The organism is Streptomyces sp. NPDC017993 (assembly GCF_044328065.1).
Taxonomy (GTDB): Bacteria; Actinomycetota; Actinomycetes; order Streptomycetales; family Streptomycetaceae; genus Streptomyces.
The window spans coordinates 123,801-143,527 of record NZ_JBIRGO010000008.1; the positions used below are offsets into that span (position 1 = coordinate 123,801).

The window sequence follows — 19,727 nt, forward strand, 5'->3', positions numbered from 1 at the left end:
GACGCCGGAGCCTCCGGGAAAGGCCCCGCGCCGACCCAGGGACGGGCGTGTGAACCCCTGGGGGCAGGGCTGAAGGGGGGTGGGCGGGACCCTCCACCGCCGGCGCTCCAGCGTCCTGACAGCCGTTCCCGACGGCCACCGAAATAGGCCCTGAGCTGCACAAACGCGCGATAGTTGGAGGCACGGAAAGCCCCCGCACCACGACAGGAGCACCCCCTTGTCCGTTACCCCCGCCCCCGGTACGGCCACCCGAAACAGCCACCTTCCCGCCTCGCCCCTGCACGACCTGATGTACGGGCACATCCACGCCTCCGCACTGCGAGCCGTCGTGCTCCACGGCATACCCGACCTCCTGGCCGACGGGCCGCTGACCGTCGACGAGCTGGCCGTCCGCTCCGGCACTCAGGCCGACCCGCTGCACCGCGTACTGCGGCTGCTCGCCATGCGTGGGCTGTTCCTTCGGCACACCGATGGGACATACGCCCTGACGGACAGCGGCGTGGCCCTGCGCGCGGACGTGCCCGGCTCCCAGCGGCCCGCGGTCCTGCTGTTCACCGACGAGATGTTCCGCCGCTCCGCCGAGGGCATCGAGGACACCCTCCGCACCGGGCGCACCGGCTTCGATGCCGCCTACGGCCGGCCGCTCTTCGAGCACCTGGGATCCGCCCCCGACAAGAGCCGCCTCTTCGACACCGCCATGTCCTCGCTGACCTCCGGGGTGAACGAGAAGATCACCCGCAGCTTCCCGTTCCCGGGCAGCGGCACGGTCGTCGACGTGGCCGTTGGCACGTCCAGGGAGGAGACATCTTCACCGCCGTCCCCGAGGACGGTGACCTGTATCTGCTGAAGAACATCCTTCACGACTGGCCCGACGAGGACTGTCTGCGCATCCTGACGGGCGTCCGCCGTGCGATGGCTCCCGGCACCCGGCTGCTGGTGATCGACGCGGTGCTGCCCGGTGACGGCGCGCCGCACCCGGCCGTCGCACTGGACATCGTCATGCTGATGACGCTCCAGGGACGCGAACGCACAGCCGGTGAGTTCGAGGACCTGCTGAACCGGTCCGGGTTCCGCCTCCACCGCATCCTGCCGACCCCGGCACTGACCTCGATCATCGAGGCCGAAGCCGTCTGACCCGACACCACAGGGACACGGGCCCCGGTGCGTGCCCGCGGCGCCTTATGGCCCTAATACCGAACCCATGTTCTATTGGGAGCGCCCGCAGCACCGCCCTGCCATCGAGCCCGTCGAGGTGACGGCCCGCGCCGCGCACGATCCGGGCGGCGTCCGGACGGACGTCTACGTGCCGGGGCACGAGCCGGCCGCATGGATCTGGGTCGACGACTCGTGGCACCGGGCCTGCGTCCGGGCGCGCCACCGGCATCAGGACGGGGCCGTGGACCTTCAGGTGCTGCTGACCTGTGACGCTCCCGGGTGCGAGCGGACCTTCCGATGGGGGCCCGGCGTACTCCTCGCTCATCCCGGGAACCGCATGACGGGGTCAGCTACCGCCCCCGGGCCGCGGGCGCGTCGGTGACCGGCTCGGTCACGACGGCGGGCGCCATTCGATCAGCAGGATCGTGGCGTCGTCTCCGAGCGTGTCGTGCTCCAGAATCGAGTGGATCAGCTGCCGCAGCGCCTCGGCGGCGAGTTCGCCGGCGGCGGTGGCTCTGATGATGGAATCGGTGAAGCCTTCCAGTCCGAACTGCGCTCCGCCGGTCGTGCGCGCTTCGGTCACACCGTCGGTGTAGAGCAGGACCCGGTCCCCCGGCTCCAGCGCCATCCGGTGCACCTCGCGTGGCCTACCGGCGAGCCTGGCCGGCGTGCCCATCGGCGGTTCGCCGGGCCGGTCCAGGGCATTGTCGAGGACCTTGTGATCGCGGATGAGCAGCGGTGACGGATGACCGCAGTTGCACCAACTCAGCACGCCGTCGGCCAGATCCAGCTCGGTGGCGATACCGGTGCAGAACTGGTCGGGGAGCCATTCGGCGAGGACGTCGTCCACGGTCTTGACGAGTTCGGGCAGCCCGGCCTCCATACGACGGGCGCTGCGGCAGCCCGCCATGGCGATGGCCGTGGTCATGCCCGACGCGAGGTTGTGCCCCATCGCGTCGAGGATCACGGCGTGCAGGGTGGACTCCGTCAGCGAGTGGTCGAACGCGTCGCCCCCGAGCCGGTAGGCCGGTTCCAGTACGGCGGTGGAGACGACCCGGTCGCACCCGATGGTGCGTGGCGGCAGGAGCGCACGCACCATCTCGGCGGGGAGCGTCATGGGCTCGGTGCGGGCCTGTTGGACGAAGCGGTCGCTGAACGCCCTCTTGGACGTGATCGCCATCGCGAGGACCGAGGCCAGGGTCCGGCAGCGGCGCAGCCGCGCGGCGTCCAGCGCATCCATGTGCATGCCCACGACGCCCAGCCGCTCCACGCCGTCGACGAGCGGCAGCCAGACGATCAACGCGTCGGAGCTGGTCTCCTCCACGCGCAGCGCCAGCGTGCGATACGCCCAGCCGGCCAGCGAGTCGTCCACCCCGAGCTGGTCCCCGCCCAGCAGGGGCGTGAGCCTGCGCTGCTGGAGGTCGACCAGGTAGATCACCACCCGCCGCAGGCCGAGCTTCGCGGCGTACCGGTCGACGAGGGCGGGCAGCTTCATCGGCGCCGTGGTGTGCACGTCCATCCGGAACTCCTGGAGCAGGCTCTCGCCGCTGTTCGCCGCGAGCCTCCCGTCCGTCACACGCCTCACCTCCCGCGACACCCCACGCACGCTGAACATGCTGGCTAAATCCAAGTCCCGGTTCACCTGAGAGCGCCATCCGAAACGGCCATCCGGCGGCAGCATCCGATGCCACGGCCCCTTGGCCCCGGCCCGGTTGCGTTCCGCGGCCTCCTACCCGCCCCACACCGCCTCCGCGAGCGCCACGCCCGCGAAGACCGCGCCCAGGCCGGCCACCACACTGACCACGACATTCGCCACGGCGAAGAAGCGCGCGCCGCCCTCGGCCAGGCGGAGCGTCTCGTACGAGAAGGTCGAATAGGTCGTCAGGGCGCCGCACAGGCCGGTGCCCAGCAGCAGTTGCAGCGAGGAGGGGGCGGCGCCGCCGGCCACGGCGCCGGTCAGCAGGCCGAGGAGGAGACACCCTGCAACGTTGACGAGGCAGGTGCCCCAGGGGAAGACCGACTCGTGCCGGGACTGCACGAACCGGTCCGTGAGATAGCGCAACGGGGCGCCGACCGCGGCCCCGACGATGACCAGCAGCCAGCTCACCGCTTCTCCTCACCGCGCCCGTGGCGCAGGGCCGGGGTGGTCTTCACCGCTGCCTCCACTTCACCACGCGACGGGTGAGCGTCGCGGCGATCCACACCGACAGCAGTGCCGCGGTCAGTGTGAGGGCCAGGTAGGCCATGCCGGTTCGGGCCCGGCCCGCCGCCACCAGATGCTGGATGTCCACCGCGTAGGTGGAGAAGGTGGTGAAGCCGCCGAGGACTCCGGTGCCGAAGAAGGGCCGGACGAGAGGGTGCGCCGCCCACACGTCGCTGATCACGACCATGAAGACACCGATCACGGCGCAGCCGACGACGTTGACGCCCAGCGTGGTCCAGGGAAAGGCGTCGCGTGCCGTGGGCCAGCAGAGGGAGGCGGCGTAGCGGGCGACGGCGCCTGCCGCGCCGCCCAACGCGACGACGGCGGGCACCGACCACTGTCCCCGCAGCAGCTCCCGTCGCTGGGCGGGCACGTGCAGGTCGACATCGGGATCGACGGGTTCGTTCACCATGTGATGCGGGCCTTCACCGTGTGACTCCTACTCGCCGTACGCCGCATGCGGGCGCGCTTCCTTGCAAGTAGGGACCGTTGGCAGCTTCCTCGCTGCGGTTCGTCAACGGCGGGCCCCACCGCCGCGCGGTGGCCGACGGCCCCGCAGACGTCCAGATTACCCGGTCCGCTCCCCCGGCCGCGCGCGACGTCCCGCCCTGCACCACACGCGGGGAGGGCCAGGACGCACCGGCTGGAACCGGCCATCGGCCGCATGCGCCCCGAAGACGCCGGGACCCTACGCCTTCTCCTGCGGCAGCCCCTCAAGCAGCTGTCCGAGCGCGCCCTCGACGAGCCTGCACACGGTGTCGGGGTCAGCGCTCGCCAGCGGCTCCTTCCCTACCACCACCCGCATCAGGCCGATGCCCAGCAGCCAGGACAGTGCCAGGTCTCCGCGCAGGCCGCGGTGATCGGCCTCGGCGAGCGTCGACAGGACCTCGGCGTACTCCTCCCCCAGCCCTCGCAGCGCCTCGGCGATCTCGTCGCTGCCGCCGATGGATCGCAGGCACACCTCCAGGGCGCGGTCCGCGGAGCCCCCGTCGCCGGCCAGCATGCCGCGCAGCGCGACCTCGAACAGCCGCTCCGCGGGCGTGGCGCGCAGCTGCTCGTGCCCGCCGCGTGCCATCACCTCTCCGAAGAGGGCCTTCTTCGAACCGAAGTACCGGAACAGCAGAGCCTGGTTGACGCCGGCCCGCGCCGCGATGTCGCGGACCGTCGACCGTTCGTAGCCGCGTTCGGCGAACAGCGCCGAGGCGGCGTCGAGCAACAGCAGGCGGGTGCCTCGGGCGTCCCGGCGGGGTGCGTCCGCCGAGCCGTGGTGCGGGGACTGCCCCATTCACCGAACTCCTTTCCGATGGACCGTCACACAGACGGCCACTATGCGTCGTTGACCGCCCCCAAGGAGCGTCCTACGGTAAGTAAGCAGGTGCTTACACAAGGGAGGTCTCCATGACCACAGCCGACGCAGCACCCGTCTCCTACCCGTTCAACGTCCCCGAGAGCCTTGAGCTGTCCGTCGAGTACGAGCAGGCACGCAGCCGTCCCGGCCTGCTGAAGGTACGGATGGCCTACGGCGAGCCCGCCTGGCTCGTCACCCGCTACGACGAGGCGCGGCTCGTCCTGGGCGATCAGCGCTTCAGCCGGGCCGACAGTGCCCTGCACGACGAACCGCGGCAGTCCGAAGGGCGCCGTACCAGCGGCATCCTGGGCATGGACCCGCCGGACCACACCCGTCTGCGCTCCCTGGTGGCCAAGGCGTTCACCGTCCGTCAGGTCGAGCGGCTCAGGCCGCAGGTCAGGGAGCTGACGCATGAACTGCTCGACGAGCTGGCGGCCGCCGGCCCGCCGGCCGACCTGGTGGACCGCTTCGCCCTGCCCATCCCGGTCGCCGTGATCTGCCGCCTGCTCGGCGTGCCGGCCGAGGACCGGCCGCGGTTCCGGGTGTGGAGCGACGCGGCACTGTCGACCAGCTCGCTGACCGCCGCGGAGTTCGACGCGAACCTCGAAGAACTCCGTGCATACATGGGCCAGTTGATCGCCGAGCACCGCCACAACCCCCAGGACGATCTGATGACGGCGCTCATCGACGCCCGGGACGTCGGCGACCGGCTCTCGGAACTCGAACTCGTCGACCTGTGCGTCGGGATCCTGGTGGCGGGCCATGAGACCACCGCCACCCAGATCCCCAACTTCGTGCTGGCGCTCCTGGACCACCCGGACGAACTCGCCCTGCTGCGCGCCCAGCCGGAGCTGATCGGCAGCGCGGTGGAGGAGTTACTGCGGTTCGTGCCGCTGGGCAGCGGGGCGAGTCAGCCGCGCTACGCCAAGGAGGACATCGATGTCAGCGGCACGCTCGTCCGTGCCGGGACGCCCGTCCTCGTCGCGGTGGGAGCGGCCAACCGGGATGCGCTGCGCTTCGGTGCGCCGGGGACGCTGGACATCTCCCGCACCGCGAACCAGCACCTCGGTTTCGGCCACGGTGTGCACCACTGCCTGGGGGCGCCGCTGGCGCGCCTGGAGCTCCAGGAGGCGCTCGGGGCGCTGCTCACCCGCTTCCCCGGCCTGCATCTGGCCGGCGACGTGGCATGGAAGAGCCAGATGCTGGTGCGCGGGCCGCGCGTCATGCCGGTGGGGTGGTGAGCACATGACGTGGAAGGTGGAGGTCGACGCACACCAGTGCATCGCGTCCGGGGCATGCGCAGGCATCGCGCCCGAGCTGTTCACGCTGGACGGTCCGCATTCGCGCCCGCTGCATCCCGAGATCGCGGAGGACGACCGGGCACTGGACGCCGCTGACGTCTGCCCGGCGATGGCCATCACCGTCCGGGAGGGGGACGAGATCATCGGGCCCCGTCCATAGGGCACCGGGCTCACGGGTCCCTGGGGTGAGACCCGGCCGTGAGGGCGCGTCCTTATGGGCCCGAACGGTCTCGGAACCGAACGGTCTCGGAACCGAACGGCTTGGGCTCCGGGGCCGTCTTCGGGCTACGGCTACGGCGGACGCCGCCCCCGCCGACCGGGCTACCGCACCGTCCCCTGCCCGGTCGCCGCGGCCGGGTCACGGGTCACCTCCTACCGGGCGGCCCTGCGTAGGCCGAACGGGGCAACGCCGACCCCGGCCCGCCGCTCTCCACGTCGGCGAGCCGCTTGGCCTGCGTCCCCGGGAAGGGCCCGGGCCGGCGGTGTTACCGGCTCCGCTCCGCGCTGGTCATCTCGGCGATGCGGGCGCGGTAGGCGGCGATCTCCCGGTCGGTGAGGGCCAGGCGGCCGGGGCCGGGCTCGTCCGCGGGGAGCTCGGTCGCCTGGCGCATGGCGCGGTAGAGCGGGCCGGGAAGGTTCAGCAGCAGCTGGCCCTTCTCGGCCGTCTCGATCACCATCCACGAGTCCGAGGCGTCGTCGTCCTGGAGATCGGTGGCCCCGATGGTGCTGACAGCGGTCACGGTCAAAACCGGAGGTATTTCGCTCATACCCCCTCCCTATCAACCCCAGCCCCCACATGCCCACCCGAACGCCGGCGCAAGGCGGGCTCAATTCGCCGACGGACACGTAAACGGGCAGCTGGGCGCCGTAGCGGGCTGCCGGACGAGGAATTGCCGGCCGAGGGTGCGCGCCGGCCCGTGCGAAGAAGGCGCTGCGTTCCCCCGGCAAGGTTGGCGGCCCGACGTCATTCGTTCGGGCCCGTCGCACCACCTGGCGTAACTCCCCGCCCCGTCATCGCCCTGACAGGGCCTTCCCGGTCCTGACGGCGGTCGCCCCGCCCTGATGGCGGCCTCCGCGGCCCCTGAAGGGCGAACGGGGCCGGACGGGTCCAGCCACGGCCCGCGGCAGCGACGTGCGGTGCGGTGCCGTTCAGTGCCGTTCAGTGGTGTGGTGCGGTGCGTTGCGGCGTCAGGGAGCACCGGACGGTGACGGTGCGGCGGCCCGGCGCCAAGCGGCGTCCCGTAGCAGGCGCAGACCGTTGAGACCGACGACGACGGTGGAGCCTTCGTGGCCGAGGACGCCCAGCGGCAGGGGCAGATGGCCGGCCAGATCCCAGATGACCAGGCCGGAGATGAACACCCCGGCGATGACCAGGTTCTGCACCACCAGTCGGCGGGCCGCGCGGGAGAGAGCCACCACGGCGGGGACGGTGGCCAGTTCGTCGCGGACGATGACCGCGTCCGCGGTTTCCAGGGCCAGGTCCGAACCGGCCTGCCCCATGGCGATGCCGGTGTGCGCGGCGGCCAGCGCCGGGGCGTCGTTGACGCCGTCGCCGACGACCAGCACCTTCTGCCCGGTGGCCGCCATCTCCCGGACTGCCGTCACCTTGTCCTGGGGCAGCAGTCCGGCGCGTACGTCGGCGATGCCGACCTCGGCCGCGAGGCGTACGGCGGCGCGAGGGTTGTCGCCGGTCAGGAGGGTGGGGGCAGCGCCGGTCAGCGTACGCAGCGCCGTGACGGTGGGGGCCGCGTCCGGGCGCAGCCGGTCGGCGATTGCCAGGACGCCGACCGGGACACCGTCGCGCAGGACGAGGACCGCGGTGCGGCCGTCCTCCTCCATGTCGCGGGTGAGGGAGGGGACTTGGCCCGGCTCGGAGCCTTCGGACGTACGCAGCAGCCGGGCCGGTGCGCCGACGGCGATCGTCCGGCCCCGGACGGTGGCGGTCACGCCGGTCCCGGGCGTGGAGCGGAAGTCCTCCGCGGCCGGTAGCTCCAGTCCACGCTCGCGGGCCGCGCGCACCAGGGCGCGTGCCAGGGGGTGTTCGCTGGGGTGCTCCGCCGCGGCCGCCGTCGCCAGCAGGGCGTCCTCGGTCAGGGCGCTGCCCTCCAGAGGGCGGATGGTGATGACGCGCGGAGTCCCTTCGGTGAGCGTGCCGGTCTTGTCGAGCGCGACGGCATCGATCCGGCCGAGGCGCTCCATGACGACGGCGGACTTCACCAGCACGCCGTGGCGGCCGGCGTTGGCGATGGCGGACAGCAGCGGAGGCATCGTGGCCAGCACCACCGCGCACGGCGAGGCGACGATCATGAAGGTCATGGCTCGCAGCAGGCTCCCCGTCAGGTCGGCGCCGAAGCCGAGCGGGACGGCGAAGACGGCCAGGGTCGCCAGCACGATGCCGATGGAGTAGCGCTGTTCGACCTTCTCGATGAAGAGCTGGGTCGGGGCCTTGGTCCCGGACGCCTCCTCGACCATGGCCACGATGCGGGCGATCACCGAATCGGCGGCGTCCCGTTCGACCTTCACGCGCAGCGCGCCCGTGCCGTTCAGGGTGCCGGCGAACACCTCGTCGCCCGCTTCCTTCGCCACCGGCAGGGGTTCGCCGGTGATGGTGGCCTGGTCGACCTCCCCGGCGCCGTCCAGTACCCGGCCGTCGGCGCCGACGCGCTCACCGGGGCGCACGAGGATGACATCGCCGACCGCGAGGCCGTCGGTCGGCACGGCCTCCTCGCCGCCGTCGTCCAGAAGGCGGGTGGCGGTGGTGGGCGCGAGGTCGAGGAGGCCGCGTACGGAGTCCGCGGTCCGGGCCGTGGCCAGGGCTTCGAGGGCGCCGGAGGTGGCGAAGATGACGATGAGCAGCGCGCCGTCCATCACCTGCCCGATCGCGGCCGCGCCGACCGCCGCGACGATCATCAGCAGGTCCACGTCGAGCGTCCTGTCGCGCAGCGCCCGGAGCCCGGACCAGGCCGGCTCCCAGCCCCCGGTGATGTAGGCGGCCGCATAGAGCGGACCGGACAGCCAGGCCGGGACTCCGGCCAGTTGCAGGGGCAGGGCCACCAGGAACAGCGCCAACGACGCGGCGGCCCAGCGCACTTCGGGCAGGGCGAAGACGCGCGTACGCCGCCGGGGAGCAACGGGCCCGCGGCCACCCGCCGCCGGTGCGGGGCGCTCGGTGACGGTGGAAGACATGGCGAGGGAGCCCCTTTTCGCAGTCGGCGGCGGCAACCCTTCCACCATACAGGAATGAATGAACAGCTCTTCATGTATCTCTTGTAGGATGGCGCCCATGGGCCATGGAGTCGACGACAAGAGCACCGCCGCCACGACACGCGAACGTCTCGACACCGTGGGCACCGCGGATGTCGCCGCGACCCTCCAGGCGCTGGCCACCCCGTCCCGGCTGCGGATCCTCGCCCGCCTCCAGGAGGGCCCCTGCGCGGCCGGCGATCTCGCCGAGGCCGTGGACATGGAGCAGTCCGCCTGCTCCCATCAGCTCCGGCTGCTGCGCAATCTCGGTCTCGTCACCGGCGAGCGCCGGGGCCGCTCGATCATCTACGCCCTGTACGACAACCACGTCGCCGAACTCCTCGACCAGGCGCTGTTCCACGTCGAGCACCTGCGACTCGGCGTGCGCGACCACCCCGTCGAAGCGGCGGAGGCGGCGCGGCGACCCGGGCCCGTCGAGCCGTAACGGCCCTACGCGCCGCGGCAGTTCACACGCCGCGCCGGATCACCTGTGGGCGCACCACGCGCCGGCCCGCGTGCCGACCGGACAACCGGGATACGACAGAGGCTGCCGGTGGGCCCCGTTGCCCGTGTACTTGAACTCGTCGTCCTCGGTGTGCGACGCGAAGGAGGACGTCGAGCCACAGGCAACGCCGGCCACCAGGAACAGCACGATCAGGGCCTTGCCGAGGTCGCTGACGAGCAGGGGCCTCGTGGCGGACCGGGCCGGTTCCCCGGTGACGGCCGACCGGGCCGGTTCCTCCGTGACGGTCGCCCGGTCTCCGAAGAGCCTCTTGGGGTAGGCCGACGTGAGCAGCATCCCGTAGGCGTAGTAGCGCATTTGGTAGCGCAGAGTGGCGGCCGATGCCTCGAACAACGGGCGCGGCATGCGCCCGAGGATCAGCGTGATCAGCCACCAGATGAGGCACAGGGCCCACCATCCCCAGGTGACCAGGCTTTCCACGATGGCGACCGGGATCAGCAGGATGAGGCGGAAGAACACCGCGAGGCGGTTGAGGGGTTCGGGGCGCAGCGCGATCTGGACCGGGTAGTCCGCCGGCGGCGTCAGTGTGAAGGGCGGATAGCGGTCCACCAGCAGCATCGCACTGGCACCGACCCGGGTGTGATAGCCGAGATAGCCGCCCAGGAACCGGAAGATCGGCTCCGGCAGACGTCCCAGCACCAGGGCGGCGAACCAACCGGCGATCACCGTGAAGAACGCCGCGATGTACAGGAAGAACAGCACGACGAAGTGCGGGATCAGCAGGAGCAGCCGCAGCAGGACGGTGAGCCTGCTCTGCGGTCCCGGCTCGGGGATGTCCAGGGCGGACAGCCATTCGGTGCTGCTCCCAGCCGCACGGTCCGGGCCCCACCGGCCATCTGTCATCGCACGCTTCCTTCCGGTCAGGTTGCTGCGATGCTGCGCCATTCCGGGCAGGCCCGCATGTGGCCGGGGCCAATGGGGTGGCCGGGTCGGTGAGATGGCGGGCCCCTCGGCAGAGGGTTCGCGGGGTGAACCGGTCGGAACGAATATGCCGGGCAGTCGGCCTAGTGCCGATGGCGAGGCCCCGTCGCCGGTGCTGGTGTGGGTGCGGGCGGGCCACCCCGGCGGTGGCACACGTCCGCATTCGGATGCCGGCGAACAGGAGAGGTCACGATGGCCGCGAGCAAGAACCCTGCCTACACGGTCCCCGGTATGACGGAGGCGGAGGGCGGCCGGGTCATCGAGCGGCTGCGGCTGCGGCTGCACGCGCTCAACGACTTGGCGCTCACGCTCAAGCACGTGCACTGGAACGTCGTGGGGCCGCATTTCATCGCGGTCCACGAGATGCTCGACCCGCAGGTCGAAGCGGTGCGCGGCATGATCGACGACACCGCGGAACGCATTTCGACGCTGGGCGGCTCGCCGGCCGGCACTCCCGGTGCGCTGGTGGCGGAGCGCACCTGGGGCGACTACGCCATCGGCCGGGCCCAGGCCATCGAGCACCTGGGCGCACTGGACATCGTCTACACCGGCGTGATCCGGGATCACCGTGAGGCGGTGGCCGCGACCGACGAGACCGATCCCGTCACCCAGGACCTGCTGATCGAGCACCTGAGGTCGCTCGAACTGTTCCAGTGGTTCGTACGGGCCCACTTGGAGAGCGCCGGCGGAAAGCTCAGTACGGCGGACGCCACCGGGGAGGTCAACGCGGCCCGCAAGGCCGCCGAGAAGGCACGCAAGGAGCCCTGAGCCCGCCGCGCCGCTGCGGCCCACCGGCCCACCGGCCGGAGGCCATGGCGCCGCGTCACCTCGTGCGGGCCGCTCACCTGTTGCCGGTGGCCGGGCCGCCCCGCTGGTTGAAGCGGTCGGCAGCGCGCTCGTTGAGGGCGCTCACCACCGCGCGGAGCCGCGGGGCCGGCGGCTGGCCGAAGGCTTCCACCGTGGCGCCCTCGTCCGTTCCCCGGCCGCCCCCGCTGGGCAGCGCGCGGACCATCACCGACATCAGACGCGTCGTCGTCACGGGCGCCACCCCGTGCATCACCGCGCCGAGGCGCGCGGCCGGCGTCAGAACGATGCGGGTACGCCGCCGCTGGAGCCCGGAGACGATGCGCTCCGCCGCGCGCTCGGCGTCCATGGACAGTACGGGGGCGCCGGCGAGCGCCGAGAACCAGGCGTACTCACGGCGCTTGTCACCCCCGAAGTAGGCGTGCAGATGGGAGCCCGTGCGCATCAGGCCCGGATGCACTCCGGTCACGGTCACGCCGTGCGCGGACTCCTCCGCGTGCAGCCCTTCGGCCAGCGCGGCGACCGCCGCCTTCGCGCAGGAATACGGCAGAAGATGGGGTACCGCGATCAGGCCGCCGATGGAGCCGATCAGCCCCAGCCTGCCGCCGGCATCGCTGCGGCGGAGGTAGGGCAGGGCTTCGAGTGCGGTGTTGAGGGCGCCGCGGAAGATGGAGTCCAGCGATTCCTCGAAGCCGTCACGCCCCAGCGCGTCGGCGGGCCCGACCTGGATGATGCCGGCGTTGGCGATGACGATGTCGATCCCGCCGTGGCGACCGGCGATCCTCTCGAACTCCTCCTGCACCGCTGCCCTGTCCCGTACGTCGCAGACCGCGCCACGCACCGAGCCGCCGACGGTGTTCTTCAACTGGCCGACGGCCCTGGCCAGCTCCGGCTCGTCCCGGGCGAGGAGCACGACATCGCAGCCCCGCCGGGCCAGTTGGCGGCCCATGAGCAGCCCGAGCCCGCGGGAGCCGCCCGTGACGACGGCGGTGAGACCTTCGATCCTCGGAGCGCTGGAAAACATGCGCATGGCGAACCCTTCCCTGTGCCGGCGTGGGCGGTCCTCCGCCCGGCGAGCCGTCGCCCCCGGAGCGGGGCTTCCGGGTGCCCGTCACGCGCCGAATGTAACCTCGGGGCCGGTTCTTTCCCGGATGACCCGTCGCCGGCGCGCTCACGGTGCTCACCGCGCAACGCAATCCCCACCGACGGGTCCCGTGGGTGACGGCCCGGACGCACAGGAGCTGTGCGTCCGGGCCGTCAGTTCACGTGGCCCGGCCCCGTAAGCGGCCCGGTACGGGCGGCCGGTGGCGTGCTCAGGCGTTTCGGGGTTCGGACCAGCGCAGGATGGCCCCGAGACCGCCGGCCGGCACCTCCTCGGGGTCGCGCACCACGACGGCCTCCGCGCCGTTCGCCACGGCCGAGCGCACCAGGGCGTCGTCCGCGCGGGCGGCGGCCGGGTGCACCTCACCCAGGTACTGCAGTTCCGAGCCGCGTACGGCGATCTGGTCGGCGCCCGGCCCGACCCAGATCTCCTGGCCGGCGTCCGCGCTCTCCGGGCTGACCAGCAGGGTGTCGATGCGGTGTTCGCGCGCGGCCTCGACGAGGGCGGGTACTCCGGCCGCGGCGTAGGGCGCGCCGCTGCCGCCGGGCCCGGAGCCGGTACGGAAGCGGCCCGCCACCTCATGGACGTGCTCCCGCTCGTGCATCGCGCGGACATGGGCGATGTCGCGCTCCAGGCGCTCGCTCTCCGCGCCGGGGGCCCGCCCGCCGTGATCACTCTCGTAGGCCACGGCGCGCACCTGTTCGGGCAGCTTGTCGTGCACGGCCCGGCGTTCGCGCGGATCGCCCGCCAGCAGCATGACCTCGGCCCCGCAGCTCTCGAACGCATCCCGGGCCGCGTCCGCGATCTCCACGGCGTTGTGCTCCCAGGTGTTCTCCACCTTGGTCTGGAAGTGGCGTTCGGACCAGTCCGCCGACGCGGTGCGGTGGATGGGCCAGTCGGCGCCGTCGATATGGCCGGCGTCGTCGCGGCCCCGGTCGCTGCGCACCACGAAGTCGGCTCCGGTGCGGTCGACGTAGGCGACCAGGCAGACCGGGTCGTCGCCGAACGCCTCCAGCAGCGGAGTGATCCGGGGCAGCGGGCCCCAGGTGGCGAACGGTGCGGAGGGCCGCCCGGGCAGCGCGGTGTCCAGGACGACCTCGCCGTGGGTGGCGAACAGCGCACGCCCGACCGTCGCCCCCGGCTCACCGGTGCGCAGCGTGGCCAGCGTCTCGTGGACGGCTCCGATCGTGGCCTCGTCCGCGCCGAGCCCGAACAGCTTGTCGGCGATCGCGCTCGCCATCAGCTCCTGCTGTTTCGTCGCGTCCGCGGTGCTGTGGGACATGTCGGCGTAGACGGACGCCCAGGGGCCCGGCCGGTCGATGACCGGTTGAAGGAGCGAGAGTCGCATGGCGCTGCCTCCTCGGTTTCTCGGGGTTTTCGCGGTCGATCGATGTTCTCGGTCTTCTCGGGTATCGAGTCTCGCGGGTTTCGTCGGACAGCCCCCAGGTGCCCGTTATGGAAAGCCATATGCGCCCGCCGTTGCACCCGATATGCGGTCACCCACGGTGTACGCCCGTACGGCCTCCGTGGCCCTGCTTTGAATCTGCTCCGTACAGCTGTTACTGCGGAGGGATAGGGGGAACTCGGTACGCAGATACCGCCTGCACGGCGAGTGGCGTGCCGGGTGATGTCAGCACGATCCCTGGAGGTCAGTAATGGCCATGGAACACGGCGCGGACAAGATCGGCCCCGCCCGGGACGAAATGATGAAGAAGCAACTGCGGGGGGAATTGACGGCAGACCGGTACCTGCGCGTCGAGGAGCAGCGGGAGCTGCAGCCGGCGGGCGAGGACCAGCCACAGGCGACGTGGGCCCCGGACACCGTCCTCACCGGCGGCACACCGCACGGTATGACCGCGACGGACGTGGGCGTGCGCTCCGAACTCGCCCAGTATCTCGGCCGGAGCGTGTACCCCGCCGAACGCAGTGCCCTCCTCCGGACGCTGCGGAGCAACCACGCGCCGGACCGGCTGATCGAACTGGCCGAGAGCCTTCCGGCGCACGAGCGCTTCGGCAACGTCCAGAGCATCGTCGAGTCCCTCGGGCTCGGCGTCGAGGACCGACGCAACTGACGCGTCCGGTCCGGCGGCATCGGCCGTCCGGCCCGTGGCGCGGGCCGGAGCGGACCGTGGGCGAAGGGAGCGAGTGATGAGATTCGCCGACCGGTGGGAGGCCGGCAGAGCCCTGGCCGATCGGCTGCGCGCGTGGCTGGTCGACGGGCAACTCGTCGATCCCCTCGTCCTGGCGCTGCCGCGCGGCGGTGTTCCGGTAGCGGCTGAGGTGGCACGAGCCCTGCGCGCACCACTGGATGTGCTCGTCGCCCGCAAGATCGGCATGCCGGGTCGCCCGGAGGTCGGCATCGGCGCGGTCGTCGGCGCGGACCCGCCGCTCTTCGCCCCGCGGGCGCTGGAGGCACTCGGCCTCACCGAGCAGCAGCTCGCCCCTGACGTGGCCCGCGAACGGGTGGAGCTGCGCCGGCGCGAGGACCTCTACCGCCGGGGCATGGCCCCGCTCGCGGTGCGCGGCAGAACCGTCCTTCTCATCGACGACGGGCTCGCCACCGGGGTGACCGCGCGCGCTGCTCTGCGGCACCTGCGGGGCCGGCAGCCCGCCCGGCTGATCCTGGCGGTCCCGGTATGCGGTCCCGCGTCCCCCGCCGACCCGCGCCGAGAGGCGGACGACTTCCTCGCCGTACACCAGCCGCCGCATTTTCGCGGAGTGGGCGAGTGGTACGAGAATTTCGATCAGGTGCAGGACAGTGAAGTCATCGACATCCTGCACAGACTCGGCAGCGCGGTCTGAGCCTGTTATCGCCTACGGGAATTTCCGCCTACGGGAGAAGGAGGGCAGCCATGTCAGACGCAGCAATGGGCGACGAGGTCTATCAACCGTCCGCGTCCGATCCGCAGGACAACCCCGACGACCTCGATATGGAAGACGCCCTCGACGAGCCGGGGCTCGACGAAATCCTGGACGAGGGTTACTCACCGCCCGAGCGCCCTTACGCGGTGAACGGCGTGGGGACGACGGCCCGGGAACAGCACGACCGCGAATCCCTCGACCAGCGGCTGAGCGAGGAGGTGCCGGACGTCACGGCACCGGACGGCGACGGGATCGGTGACCAGCCGGGCGGCGACGGGGAGCCGATCGACGGCGAGGCGGCCTCCCAGCGCGCCGGGCGGATCGTCGGCGCGGACGAAGGAGTCCCGCGCTTGTCGAGCAACGACATCATCGCGCGCGACGTGGGCATCGACGGCGGGGCCGCCTCGGCGGAGGAAGCCGCCGTCCACCTCACTCCGTTCAGCGGCGAGGAGACGACGGCCGAGGAAGCCTGAGCGCCGGTGTCGGGCGACTGCGTCGGCGCCGGGCAGGCGCACCGCTCCAGGAGCGGATGGAGGCGTGGCGGATCGGCCCAGCTGGGTGAATTGGCCCGGGACGTTGTTCACGCGGTTGAGGGGTACCGCCCTGCGAGCGCGGTGCAGTTGCGGGGTCCAGGTGATCGAACTTCGATGACGTAGGGAATGTCATGCTGCTGGAGAACAAGACCGCGATCATCTACGGCGGCGCTGGAGCGATTGGCTCCGCGGTCGCCCGCGTCTTTGCCGGCGAAGGCGCCACGGTCCACTTGGTCGGGCGCACCCACGCACCTCTGGTGGAGCTGGCCGGCACCATCGCCGAATCCGAGGGTCGTGTCGAGGTCGCCACGCTCGACGCGGCTGACCGCGCCGCGGTCGAGCAGCACGCCGACGCCGTCGCCCGGCACTCCGCGGGGATCGATATCGCCTTCAACGCCACTTCCAACGACGACCTGCACGGCACCCCGCTGGTCGACATGGCCGACGAAGACGTGCTGCGCCCCGTCACCAAGGCAGTCACCACCCACTTGACTCTGGCCACCGCCGTCGCCCGCCATATGATCCCCCGCCACACCGGGGTGATCCTGGCCATGGGTGGCGGCCGAGAAGCCATCCCTGGCCTCGGCGGCTCCCATATCGCCTGGTCCGCCCTCTCCGGTCTGTGCCGCCAGCTCGCCGGCGAACTCGGCCCGCACGGCATCCGGTCAGCCTGGCTGCTCTCTCCCGGCTCGCCCGATCCATCCCACCCGCCCGAGGATGACCCGGAGGCGACCGCGACTCTGCTCCACCGCCGGCCCCGTCTCGAAGACGTCGCCTACGCCGCGGCCTTCCTCGCCTCCGACCGCGCGCCGACCATGACCGCCACAGAGGTCAATGTCACCGGCGGCGCCGTCGTCGACTGAACGCACTCGCCGAGCTGCCCCCGCCTCACATCACCACGAAGCCCTCAAGAGCCCACCGTTCCAGGGCTGAGGTTTCCTCGGCCGGCTTGGTGTGGCGCCTTTCCGCGCGGAGCGGGGTGCGCGGACCCCGGCCGCCTGGCGCGGCATCGCCGGTGTGCCCGGGGTTGGGGGCCGGTGCCGCGCCGGACCGGCCGGAGACCCAGACGCACCGGCAATTGCCGCCCCACGAGTCCATCCCATGCCGGCCGGGATGCCAAGCTTCGTGACGGCGTCGGCGCGGCGTACGGGTCATGCGCGGGCGCCTCGGCGCCGCGTGGAGACCGCTCGCCGCCTCGCCCACGTACCGCCGCGTTCCGCGGGCCCGCAGCCATCGACGAGCACCCGGGCCCGGACCCTGGCGCAGGAGCGCTCCAGCAGCCGCGAGACGTGCATCTGGGAGATTCCCATTTCGGCGGCTATCTCGCGTTGGGTCAGGTCCCGGAAGTACCGCAGGTACAGGATCGTCCGCTCGCGGCGCGGCAGGCGGTGCAGGGCGGGCGTGGCGGTGATCCGCTCCTCGACGAGGCGGAGCGCCGGATCGTCGGCGCCGAGGGTGTCGGCGAGCGTGCGGGGCCGGTCCGCCTCGGTGGACAGGGGCCGCTCCAGCGACAGCGTGCTGAGGGACTCCTGCGCTTCCATTCCGAGGAGGACCTCGTTCTCGGTGAGTCCGGTGTGCTCGGACAGGTCGCGCACGCTCGGCACCGCAGCCCCCGGGCGGATCTCCAGATCCTTGCGGGCCCGGTGCACCTCCGTGCGCAGTTCGTGGGTGCGCCGGGGGACGTGCAGGGCCCACAGGTCGTTGCGGAAGTAGCGCTTGATCTCCCCGCGGATGGTGGGGATCGCGTAGCCCGGAAAGGGGCAGCCGGTGCGGGGGTCGTAGCGGTCCACGGCCTTGAGGAGACCGAGAGCGGCGACCTGCCGCAGATCCTCGTCCCCGGCGCCCCGCCCGCTGTAGGGCCCGGCCAGCCGGTGGGCCAGGGGAAGCCATGCGCACACGATGTCCTCACGCACCTCGCGCCGCCGTGGCGCTTCCTGCGGCAGGTCCGCCAGTTCCGCGAACGCGGCCGCGGTGTCCGGGAGGCTCTCTCGTCCCGTGCCGCGGGCCGTGGACGACGAGGACATGTGCCATCACTCCTTGCGGTCGGTGCGTGCGGGCAGTTGCGCTGCGACAGTGTCTGCCCTCTGGCGCCTTCCCTCCCCCGGCCGCCCAAACTCCTTACGCGCAAGGCCAGTTGTGGGGCCGGCCGCGCCGTTGGAACATATTCGGACCTCTGCGCACGGGGGCCGCCGCTCAGCGCCCGTGCGATGTCTGCGACGTCGAGACGGTGAAGAGCCCGCCGTCGGGGTCGCGGATCACCGCCTGACACCCGCGGCTGTCCGGGGTGGGCGTCACGGGTGTGACGACACCGCCCGCCGCAACGGCGGACGCGGTGACCTTCTCGATGTCGTCGACCGGGAAGTGGACGTGCCACCGCGGCCGGACGTGCGGGTCCGGCGCCGCTTCGACGCCCCCGCCGCGCAGCGCCGCCAGGACCTGGGTGCCGTCGCGCACGATCACCTCGTCGTGCTCGTAGGTGACGTCGCAGCTGCCCGGCTTCTCGGACGCCCACCCCAGGACCTCGGCGTAGAAGATGGCCGCGTCGAAGGCGTCCCGGGTGCGCAACTCCAGGATGGCGGGCGCGCCTCCGTGCCCGATGGTCCACGCGAGAATCTGCCCCGCCCACAGGCCGAAGACCGCGCCGTCGCGGTCGGCGGCCAGGGCCATCCGGCCATCGCCCAGTTCCATGGGGCCCACGGCGACGGTGGCGCCGCGCTCGCGGACCCGCGCGGCGGTCTCGTCGGCGCTCTCGACGGCGAAGTACGGCATCCAGGCGACGGCGACCTGCCACCTCGGGGCCAGCGCTCCGATGCCGGCGACCGGCTCTCCGTCGGCCAAGGCGACGGCGAATTCCTCGCCCATGCTGCCCGGCCGGAAGCTCCAGCCGAGCACGTCCGCGTAGAAGGTCTGGGCGCCGTGCAGATCGTGCGTCATCAAGCTCACCCAGCACGGCGCGCCCGGTACGGCACCGGCGGTGGCGGAACCTGCGACGGGGACCGTGGCCGACATGGAGATCCGCCTCCTGGTTCGTTTACCCCTCTTCACTCTGCCAGCCACGCCGTGCCCGCGCACGAGCCGGACGCCGGACGGGGCGCCCGGCAGGCCGACAGACCAGGTTCCGCCACGCCGACGCCCGCCGAAGCTTGGCATCGGTGGTGACCATGAGGTGGACTCGCGGAGCAACCATCACCGGTGCGTCCGGGTCCCCGGGCTGCCCCCGGCGCAGCACCGGATCCCCTCCCCAGGCGCACCGGTGATGTTGCCCTGATCCGGCCCGCTCTCCGCGGTGCCCACACCAGGCATTCTTGATCTCCGGCGATGATTGCCCGCTACTTCGCCGGGTACGCCCGTTTCCATGGACACATCGAATTGGGAGCTTGCAGCCACCCAGGGCATGTCGGCCATGAGCTTCGTCGTCGTCGGCCTGGTCATCGTTGGTGTGCTCATCGCGGCCTTCATCTGGGGGCGCCGCAAGAAGGCGCGCGAACCCGGCCCGCCGCTGCCGCAGGAGCAGCCGAGGCTGCCCGCGGACGGCCCGGTCCGCCAGGTGATGGAGGAGCGCGAGCCGGACCCCGTGCCACAGCGGGAGGAACGGCTCACCCCGCATGAGCTCAAGGGCACCGGGACCATCGGGTCCCGGCCTGGCCCGTCGCAGGAACGGCGGCAGTGAACGAGAACCGCGGCGGTCCGCTCGGCAGCGGAGGGACCGGTACCTGACGCGGCGAATCGAGC

22 protein-coding genes are annotated in these 19,727 nt (G+C 71.9%); 11 read left to right on the forward strand and 11 right to left on the reverse strand.

The features are described 5' to 3' along the window. Window positions 1–217: 217 nt before the first annotated feature. Both ACH4FH_RS16540 and ACH4FH_RS16545 read left to right on the forward strand, forming a co-directional pair. Window positions 218–847, forward strand: a complete 630-nt coding sequence (locus ACH4FH_RS16540; protein WP_398556535.1) for a hypothetical protein — start codon at window positions 218–220, stop codon at window positions 845–847. Further along, window positions 835–1,134 carry a methyltransferase gene (locus ACH4FH_RS16545; protein WP_398556777.1) on the forward strand — a complete coding sequence of 100 codons (300 nt, stop codon included), beginning with the start codon at window positions 835–837 and terminating at the stop codon, window positions 1,132–1,134. The genes ACH4FH_RS16540 and ACH4FH_RS16545 overlap by 13 nt, the downstream gene beginning before the upstream one ends. Window positions 1,135–1,546: 412 nt before the next feature. On the opposite strand, the gene ACH4FH_RS16550 is transcribed toward ACH4FH_RS16545, so the two are convergent. From ACH4FH_RS16550 to ACH4FH_RS16565, 4 genes are all read right to left on the reverse strand, one after another. Next, window positions 1,547–2,674: a PP2C family protein-serine/threonine phosphatase gene (locus ACH4FH_RS16550; protein WP_398556778.1), complete on the reverse strand. Its 1,128-nt coding sequence runs from the start codon at window positions 2,672–2,674 to the stop codon at window positions 1,547–1,549. A gap of 210 nt (window positions 2,675–2,884) precedes the next feature. Beyond that, entirely contained in the window at window positions 2,885–3,262 is a 378-nt protein-coding gene (gene crcB / locus ACH4FH_RS16555; protein ID WP_398556536.1) for a fluoride efflux transporter CrcB, read from the reverse strand. 43 nt (window positions 3,263–3,305) lie between these two features. Then, window positions 3,306–3,770 carry a fluoride efflux transporter CrcB gene (gene crcB, locus ACH4FH_RS16560; RefSeq protein ID WP_398556537.1) on the reverse strand — a complete coding sequence of 155 codons (465 nt, stop codon included), beginning with the start codon at window positions 3,768–3,770 and terminating at the stop codon, window positions 3,306–3,308. Window positions 3,771–4,046: 276 nt separating this feature from the next. Beyond that, window positions 4,047–4,643 carry a TetR family transcriptional regulator gene (locus ACH4FH_RS16565; protein WP_398556538.1) on the reverse strand — a complete coding sequence of 199 codons (597 nt, stop codon included), beginning with the start codon at window positions 4,641–4,643 and terminating at the stop codon, window positions 4,047–4,049. 113 nt (window positions 4,644–4,756) lie between these two features. On the opposite strand from ACH4FH_RS16565, the gene ACH4FH_RS16570 reads away from it, so the two are divergent. Beyond that, window positions 4,757–5,947: a cytochrome P450 gene (locus ACH4FH_RS16570; RefSeq protein ID WP_398556539.1), complete on the forward strand. Its 1,191-nt coding sequence runs from the start codon at window positions 4,757–4,759 to the stop codon at window positions 5,945–5,947. A 4-nt stretch (window positions 5,948–5,951) separates the two neighbouring features. Continuing rightward, window positions 5,952–6,167 carry a ferredoxin gene (locus ACH4FH_RS16575; protein WP_398556540.1) on the forward strand — a complete coding sequence of 72 codons (216 nt, stop codon included), beginning with the start codon at window positions 5,952–5,954 and terminating at the stop codon, window positions 6,165–6,167. A gap of 325 nt (window positions 6,168–6,492) precedes the next feature. Here the strand turns inward: ACH4FH_RS16575 and ACH4FH_RS16580 are convergent, their stop codons facing one another. After that, window positions 6,493–6,774 (reverse strand): hypothetical protein, encoded by a 282-nt coding sequence (locus ACH4FH_RS16580; protein ID WP_398556541.1) that lies wholly within the window; start codon window positions 6,772–6,774, stop codon window positions 6,493–6,495. Between the two features lie 421 nt (window positions 6,775–7,195). Beyond that, window positions 7,196–9,193 carry a heavy metal translocating P-type ATPase gene (locus ACH4FH_RS16585; protein WP_398556542.1) on the reverse strand — a complete coding sequence of 666 codons (1,998 nt, stop codon included), beginning with the start codon at window positions 9,191–9,193 and terminating at the stop codon, window positions 7,196–7,198. A gap of 97 nt (window positions 9,194–9,290) precedes the next feature. Here ACH4FH_RS16585 and ACH4FH_RS16590 point away from each other — a divergent pair, with 97 nt between their 5' ends. Further along, window positions 9,291–9,695 (forward strand): ArsR/SmtB family transcription factor, encoded by a 405-nt coding sequence (locus ACH4FH_RS16590; RefSeq protein ID WP_398556543.1) that lies wholly within the window; start codon window positions 9,291–9,293, stop codon window positions 9,693–9,695. 39 nt (window positions 9,696–9,734) lie between these two features. Here the strand turns inward: ACH4FH_RS16590 and ACH4FH_RS16595 are convergent, their stop codons facing one another. After that, a complete protein-coding gene (locus tag ACH4FH_RS16595) occupies window positions 9,735–10,616 on the reverse strand; it encodes a DUF4389 domain-containing protein (RefSeq protein WP_398556544.1) in 882 nt (293 codons plus the stop codon). Between the two features lie 270 nt (window positions 10,617–10,886). Between ACH4FH_RS16595 and ACH4FH_RS16600 the strand changes: the two genes are divergently transcribed. Further along, window positions 10,887–11,462 (forward strand): Dps family protein, encoded by a 576-nt coding sequence (locus ACH4FH_RS16600; RefSeq protein WP_398556545.1) that lies wholly within the window; start codon window positions 10,887–10,889, stop codon window positions 11,460–11,462. A gap of 73 nt (window positions 11,463–11,535) precedes the next feature. Here the strand turns inward: ACH4FH_RS16600 and ACH4FH_RS16605 are convergent, their stop codons facing one another. Further along, a complete protein-coding gene (locus ACH4FH_RS16605) occupies window positions 11,536–12,528 on the reverse strand; it encodes an SDR family NAD(P)-dependent oxidoreductase (RefSeq protein WP_398556546.1) in 993 nt (330 codons plus the stop codon). A gap of 283 nt (window positions 12,529–12,811) precedes the next feature. Beyond that, window positions 12,812–13,948, reverse strand: coding sequence for a Vms1/Ankzf1 family peptidyl-tRNA hydrolase (locus ACH4FH_RS16610; RefSeq protein ID WP_398556547.1), 1,137 nt, complete (start codon window positions 13,946–13,948; stop codon window positions 12,812–12,814). A gap of 307 nt (window positions 13,949–14,255) precedes the next feature. On the opposite strand from ACH4FH_RS16610, the gene ACH4FH_RS16615 reads away from it, so the two are divergent. From ACH4FH_RS16615 to ACH4FH_RS16630, 4 genes are all read left to right on the forward strand, one after another. After that, window positions 14,256–14,672 carry a DUF2795 domain-containing protein gene (locus ACH4FH_RS16615; RefSeq protein WP_398556548.1) on the forward strand — a complete coding sequence of 139 codons (417 nt, stop codon included), beginning with the start codon at window positions 14,256–14,258 and terminating at the stop codon, window positions 14,670–14,672. 76 nt (window positions 14,673–14,748) lie between these two features. Beyond that, the gene (locus ACH4FH_RS16620) at window positions 14,749–15,402 is read left to right on the forward strand and encodes a phosphoribosyltransferase (protein WP_398556549.1); all 654 of its coding nucleotides are present in this window, start codon (window positions 14,749–14,751) and stop codon (window positions 15,400–15,402) included. Window positions 15,403–15,452: 50 nt separating this feature from the next. Next, window positions 15,453–15,935, forward strand: coding sequence for a DUF5709 domain-containing protein (locus ACH4FH_RS16625; RefSeq protein WP_398556550.1), 483 nt, complete (start codon window positions 15,453–15,455; stop codon window positions 15,933–15,935). Window positions 15,936–16,126: 191 nt separating this feature from the next. Then, complete coding sequence (locus ACH4FH_RS16630; protein ID WP_398556551.1) at window positions 16,127–16,858, forward strand: SDR family NAD(P)-dependent oxidoreductase; 732 nt, start codon at window positions 16,127–16,129, stop codon at window positions 16,856–16,858. A 288-nt stretch (window positions 16,859–17,146) separates the two neighbouring features. Here the strand turns inward: ACH4FH_RS16630 and ACH4FH_RS16635 are convergent, their stop codons facing one another. Together ACH4FH_RS16635 and ACH4FH_RS16640 are read right to left on the reverse strand one after the other, a co-directional pair. Beyond that, entirely contained in the window at window positions 17,147–18,019 is an 873-nt protein-coding gene (locus ACH4FH_RS16635; protein WP_398556552.1) for a SigB/SigF/SigG family RNA polymerase sigma factor, read from the reverse strand. A 169-nt stretch (window positions 18,020–18,188) separates the two neighbouring features. Next, a complete protein-coding gene (locus ACH4FH_RS16640; RefSeq protein WP_398556553.1) occupies window positions 18,189–19,004 on the reverse strand; it encodes a VOC family protein in 816 nt (271 codons plus the stop codon). Window positions 19,005–19,350: 346 nt separating this feature from the next. Between ACH4FH_RS16640 and ACH4FH_RS16645 the strand changes: the two genes are divergently transcribed. Then, the gene (locus tag ACH4FH_RS16645; protein WP_398556554.1) at window positions 19,351–19,665 is read left to right on the forward strand and encodes a DUF6479 family protein; all 315 of its coding nucleotides are present in this window, start codon (window positions 19,351–19,353) and stop codon (window positions 19,663–19,665) included. Window positions 19,666–19,727: the final 62 nt, after the last annotated feature.

Excerpts from the sequence above, each read along its gene's own strand:
- ACH4FH_RS16550 (WP_398556778.1), bottom strand. The coding sequence starts at position 2,674 with ATGGACGTGCACACCACGGCGCCGATGAAGCTGCCCGCCCTCGTCGAC.
- ACH4FH_RS16605 (WP_398556546.1), bottom strand. The coding sequence starts at position 12,528 with ATGCGCATGTTTTCCAGCGCTCCGAGGATCGAAGGTCTCACCGCCGTC.
- ACH4FH_RS16575 (WP_398556540.1), top strand. The coding sequence starts at position 5,952 with ATGACGTGGAAGGTGGAGGTCGACGCACACCAGTGCATCGCGTCCGGG.
- ACH4FH_RS16580 (WP_398556541.1), bottom strand. The coding sequence starts at position 6,774 with ATGAGCGAAATACCTCCGGTTTTGACCGTGACCGCTGTCAGCACCATC.
- ACH4FH_RS16595 (WP_398556544.1), bottom strand. The coding sequence starts at position 10,616 with ATGACAGATGGCCGGTGGGGCCCGGACCGTGCGGCTGGGAGCAGCACC.
- ACH4FH_RS16645 (WP_398556554.1), top strand. The coding sequence starts at position 19,351 with ATGGACACATCGAATTGGGAGCTTGCAGCCACCCAGGGCATGTCGGCC.
- ACH4FH_RS16600 (WP_398556545.1), top strand. The coding sequence starts at position 10,887 with ATGGCCGCGAGCAAGAACCCTGCCTACACGGTCCCCGGTATGACGGAG.
- ACH4FH_RS16630 (WP_398556551.1), top strand. The coding sequence starts at position 16,127 with ATGCTGCTGGAGAACAAGACCGCGATCATCTACGGCGGCGCTGGAGCG.
- ACH4FH_RS16585 (WP_398556542.1), bottom strand. The coding sequence starts at position 9,193 with ATGTCTTCCACCGTCACCGAGCGCCCCGCACCGGCGGCGGGTGGCCGC.
- ACH4FH_RS16625 (WP_398556550.1), top strand. The coding sequence starts at position 15,453 with ATGTCAGACGCAGCAATGGGCGACGAGGTCTATCAACCGTCCGCGTCC.
- ACH4FH_RS16565 (WP_398556538.1), bottom strand. The coding sequence starts at position 4,643 with ATGGGGCAGTCCCCGCACCACGGCTCGGCGGACGCACCCCGCCGGGAC.
- ACH4FH_RS16635 (WP_398556552.1), bottom strand. The coding sequence starts at position 18,019 with ATGTCCTCGTCGTCCACGGCCCGCGGCACGGGACGAGAGAGCCTCCCG.
- ACH4FH_RS16590 (WP_398556543.1), top strand. The coding sequence starts at position 9,291 with ATGGGCCATGGAGTCGACGACAAGAGCACCGCCGCCACGACACGCGAA.
- ACH4FH_RS16640 (WP_398556553.1), bottom strand. The coding sequence starts at position 19,004 with ATGTCGGCCACGGTCCCCGTCGCAGGTTCCGCCACCGCCGGTGCCGTA.
- ACH4FH_RS16615 (WP_398556548.1), top strand. The coding sequence starts at position 14,256 with ATGGCCATGGAACACGGCGCGGACAAGATCGGCCCCGCCCGGGACGAA.
- crcB (WP_398556537.1), bottom strand. The coding sequence starts at position 3,770 with ATGGTGAACGAACCCGTCGATCCCGATGTCGACCTGCACGTGCCCGCC.
- ACH4FH_RS16570 (WP_398556539.1), top strand. The coding sequence starts at position 4,757 with ATGACCACAGCCGACGCAGCACCCGTCTCCTACCCGTTCAACGTCCCC.
- ACH4FH_RS16610 (WP_398556547.1), bottom strand. The coding sequence starts at position 13,948 with ATGCGACTCTCGCTCCTTCAACCGGTCATCGACCGGCCGGGCCCCTGG.
- ACH4FH_RS16620 (WP_398556549.1), top strand. The coding sequence starts at position 14,749 with ATGAGATTCGCCGACCGGTGGGAGGCCGGCAGAGCCCTGGCCGATCGG.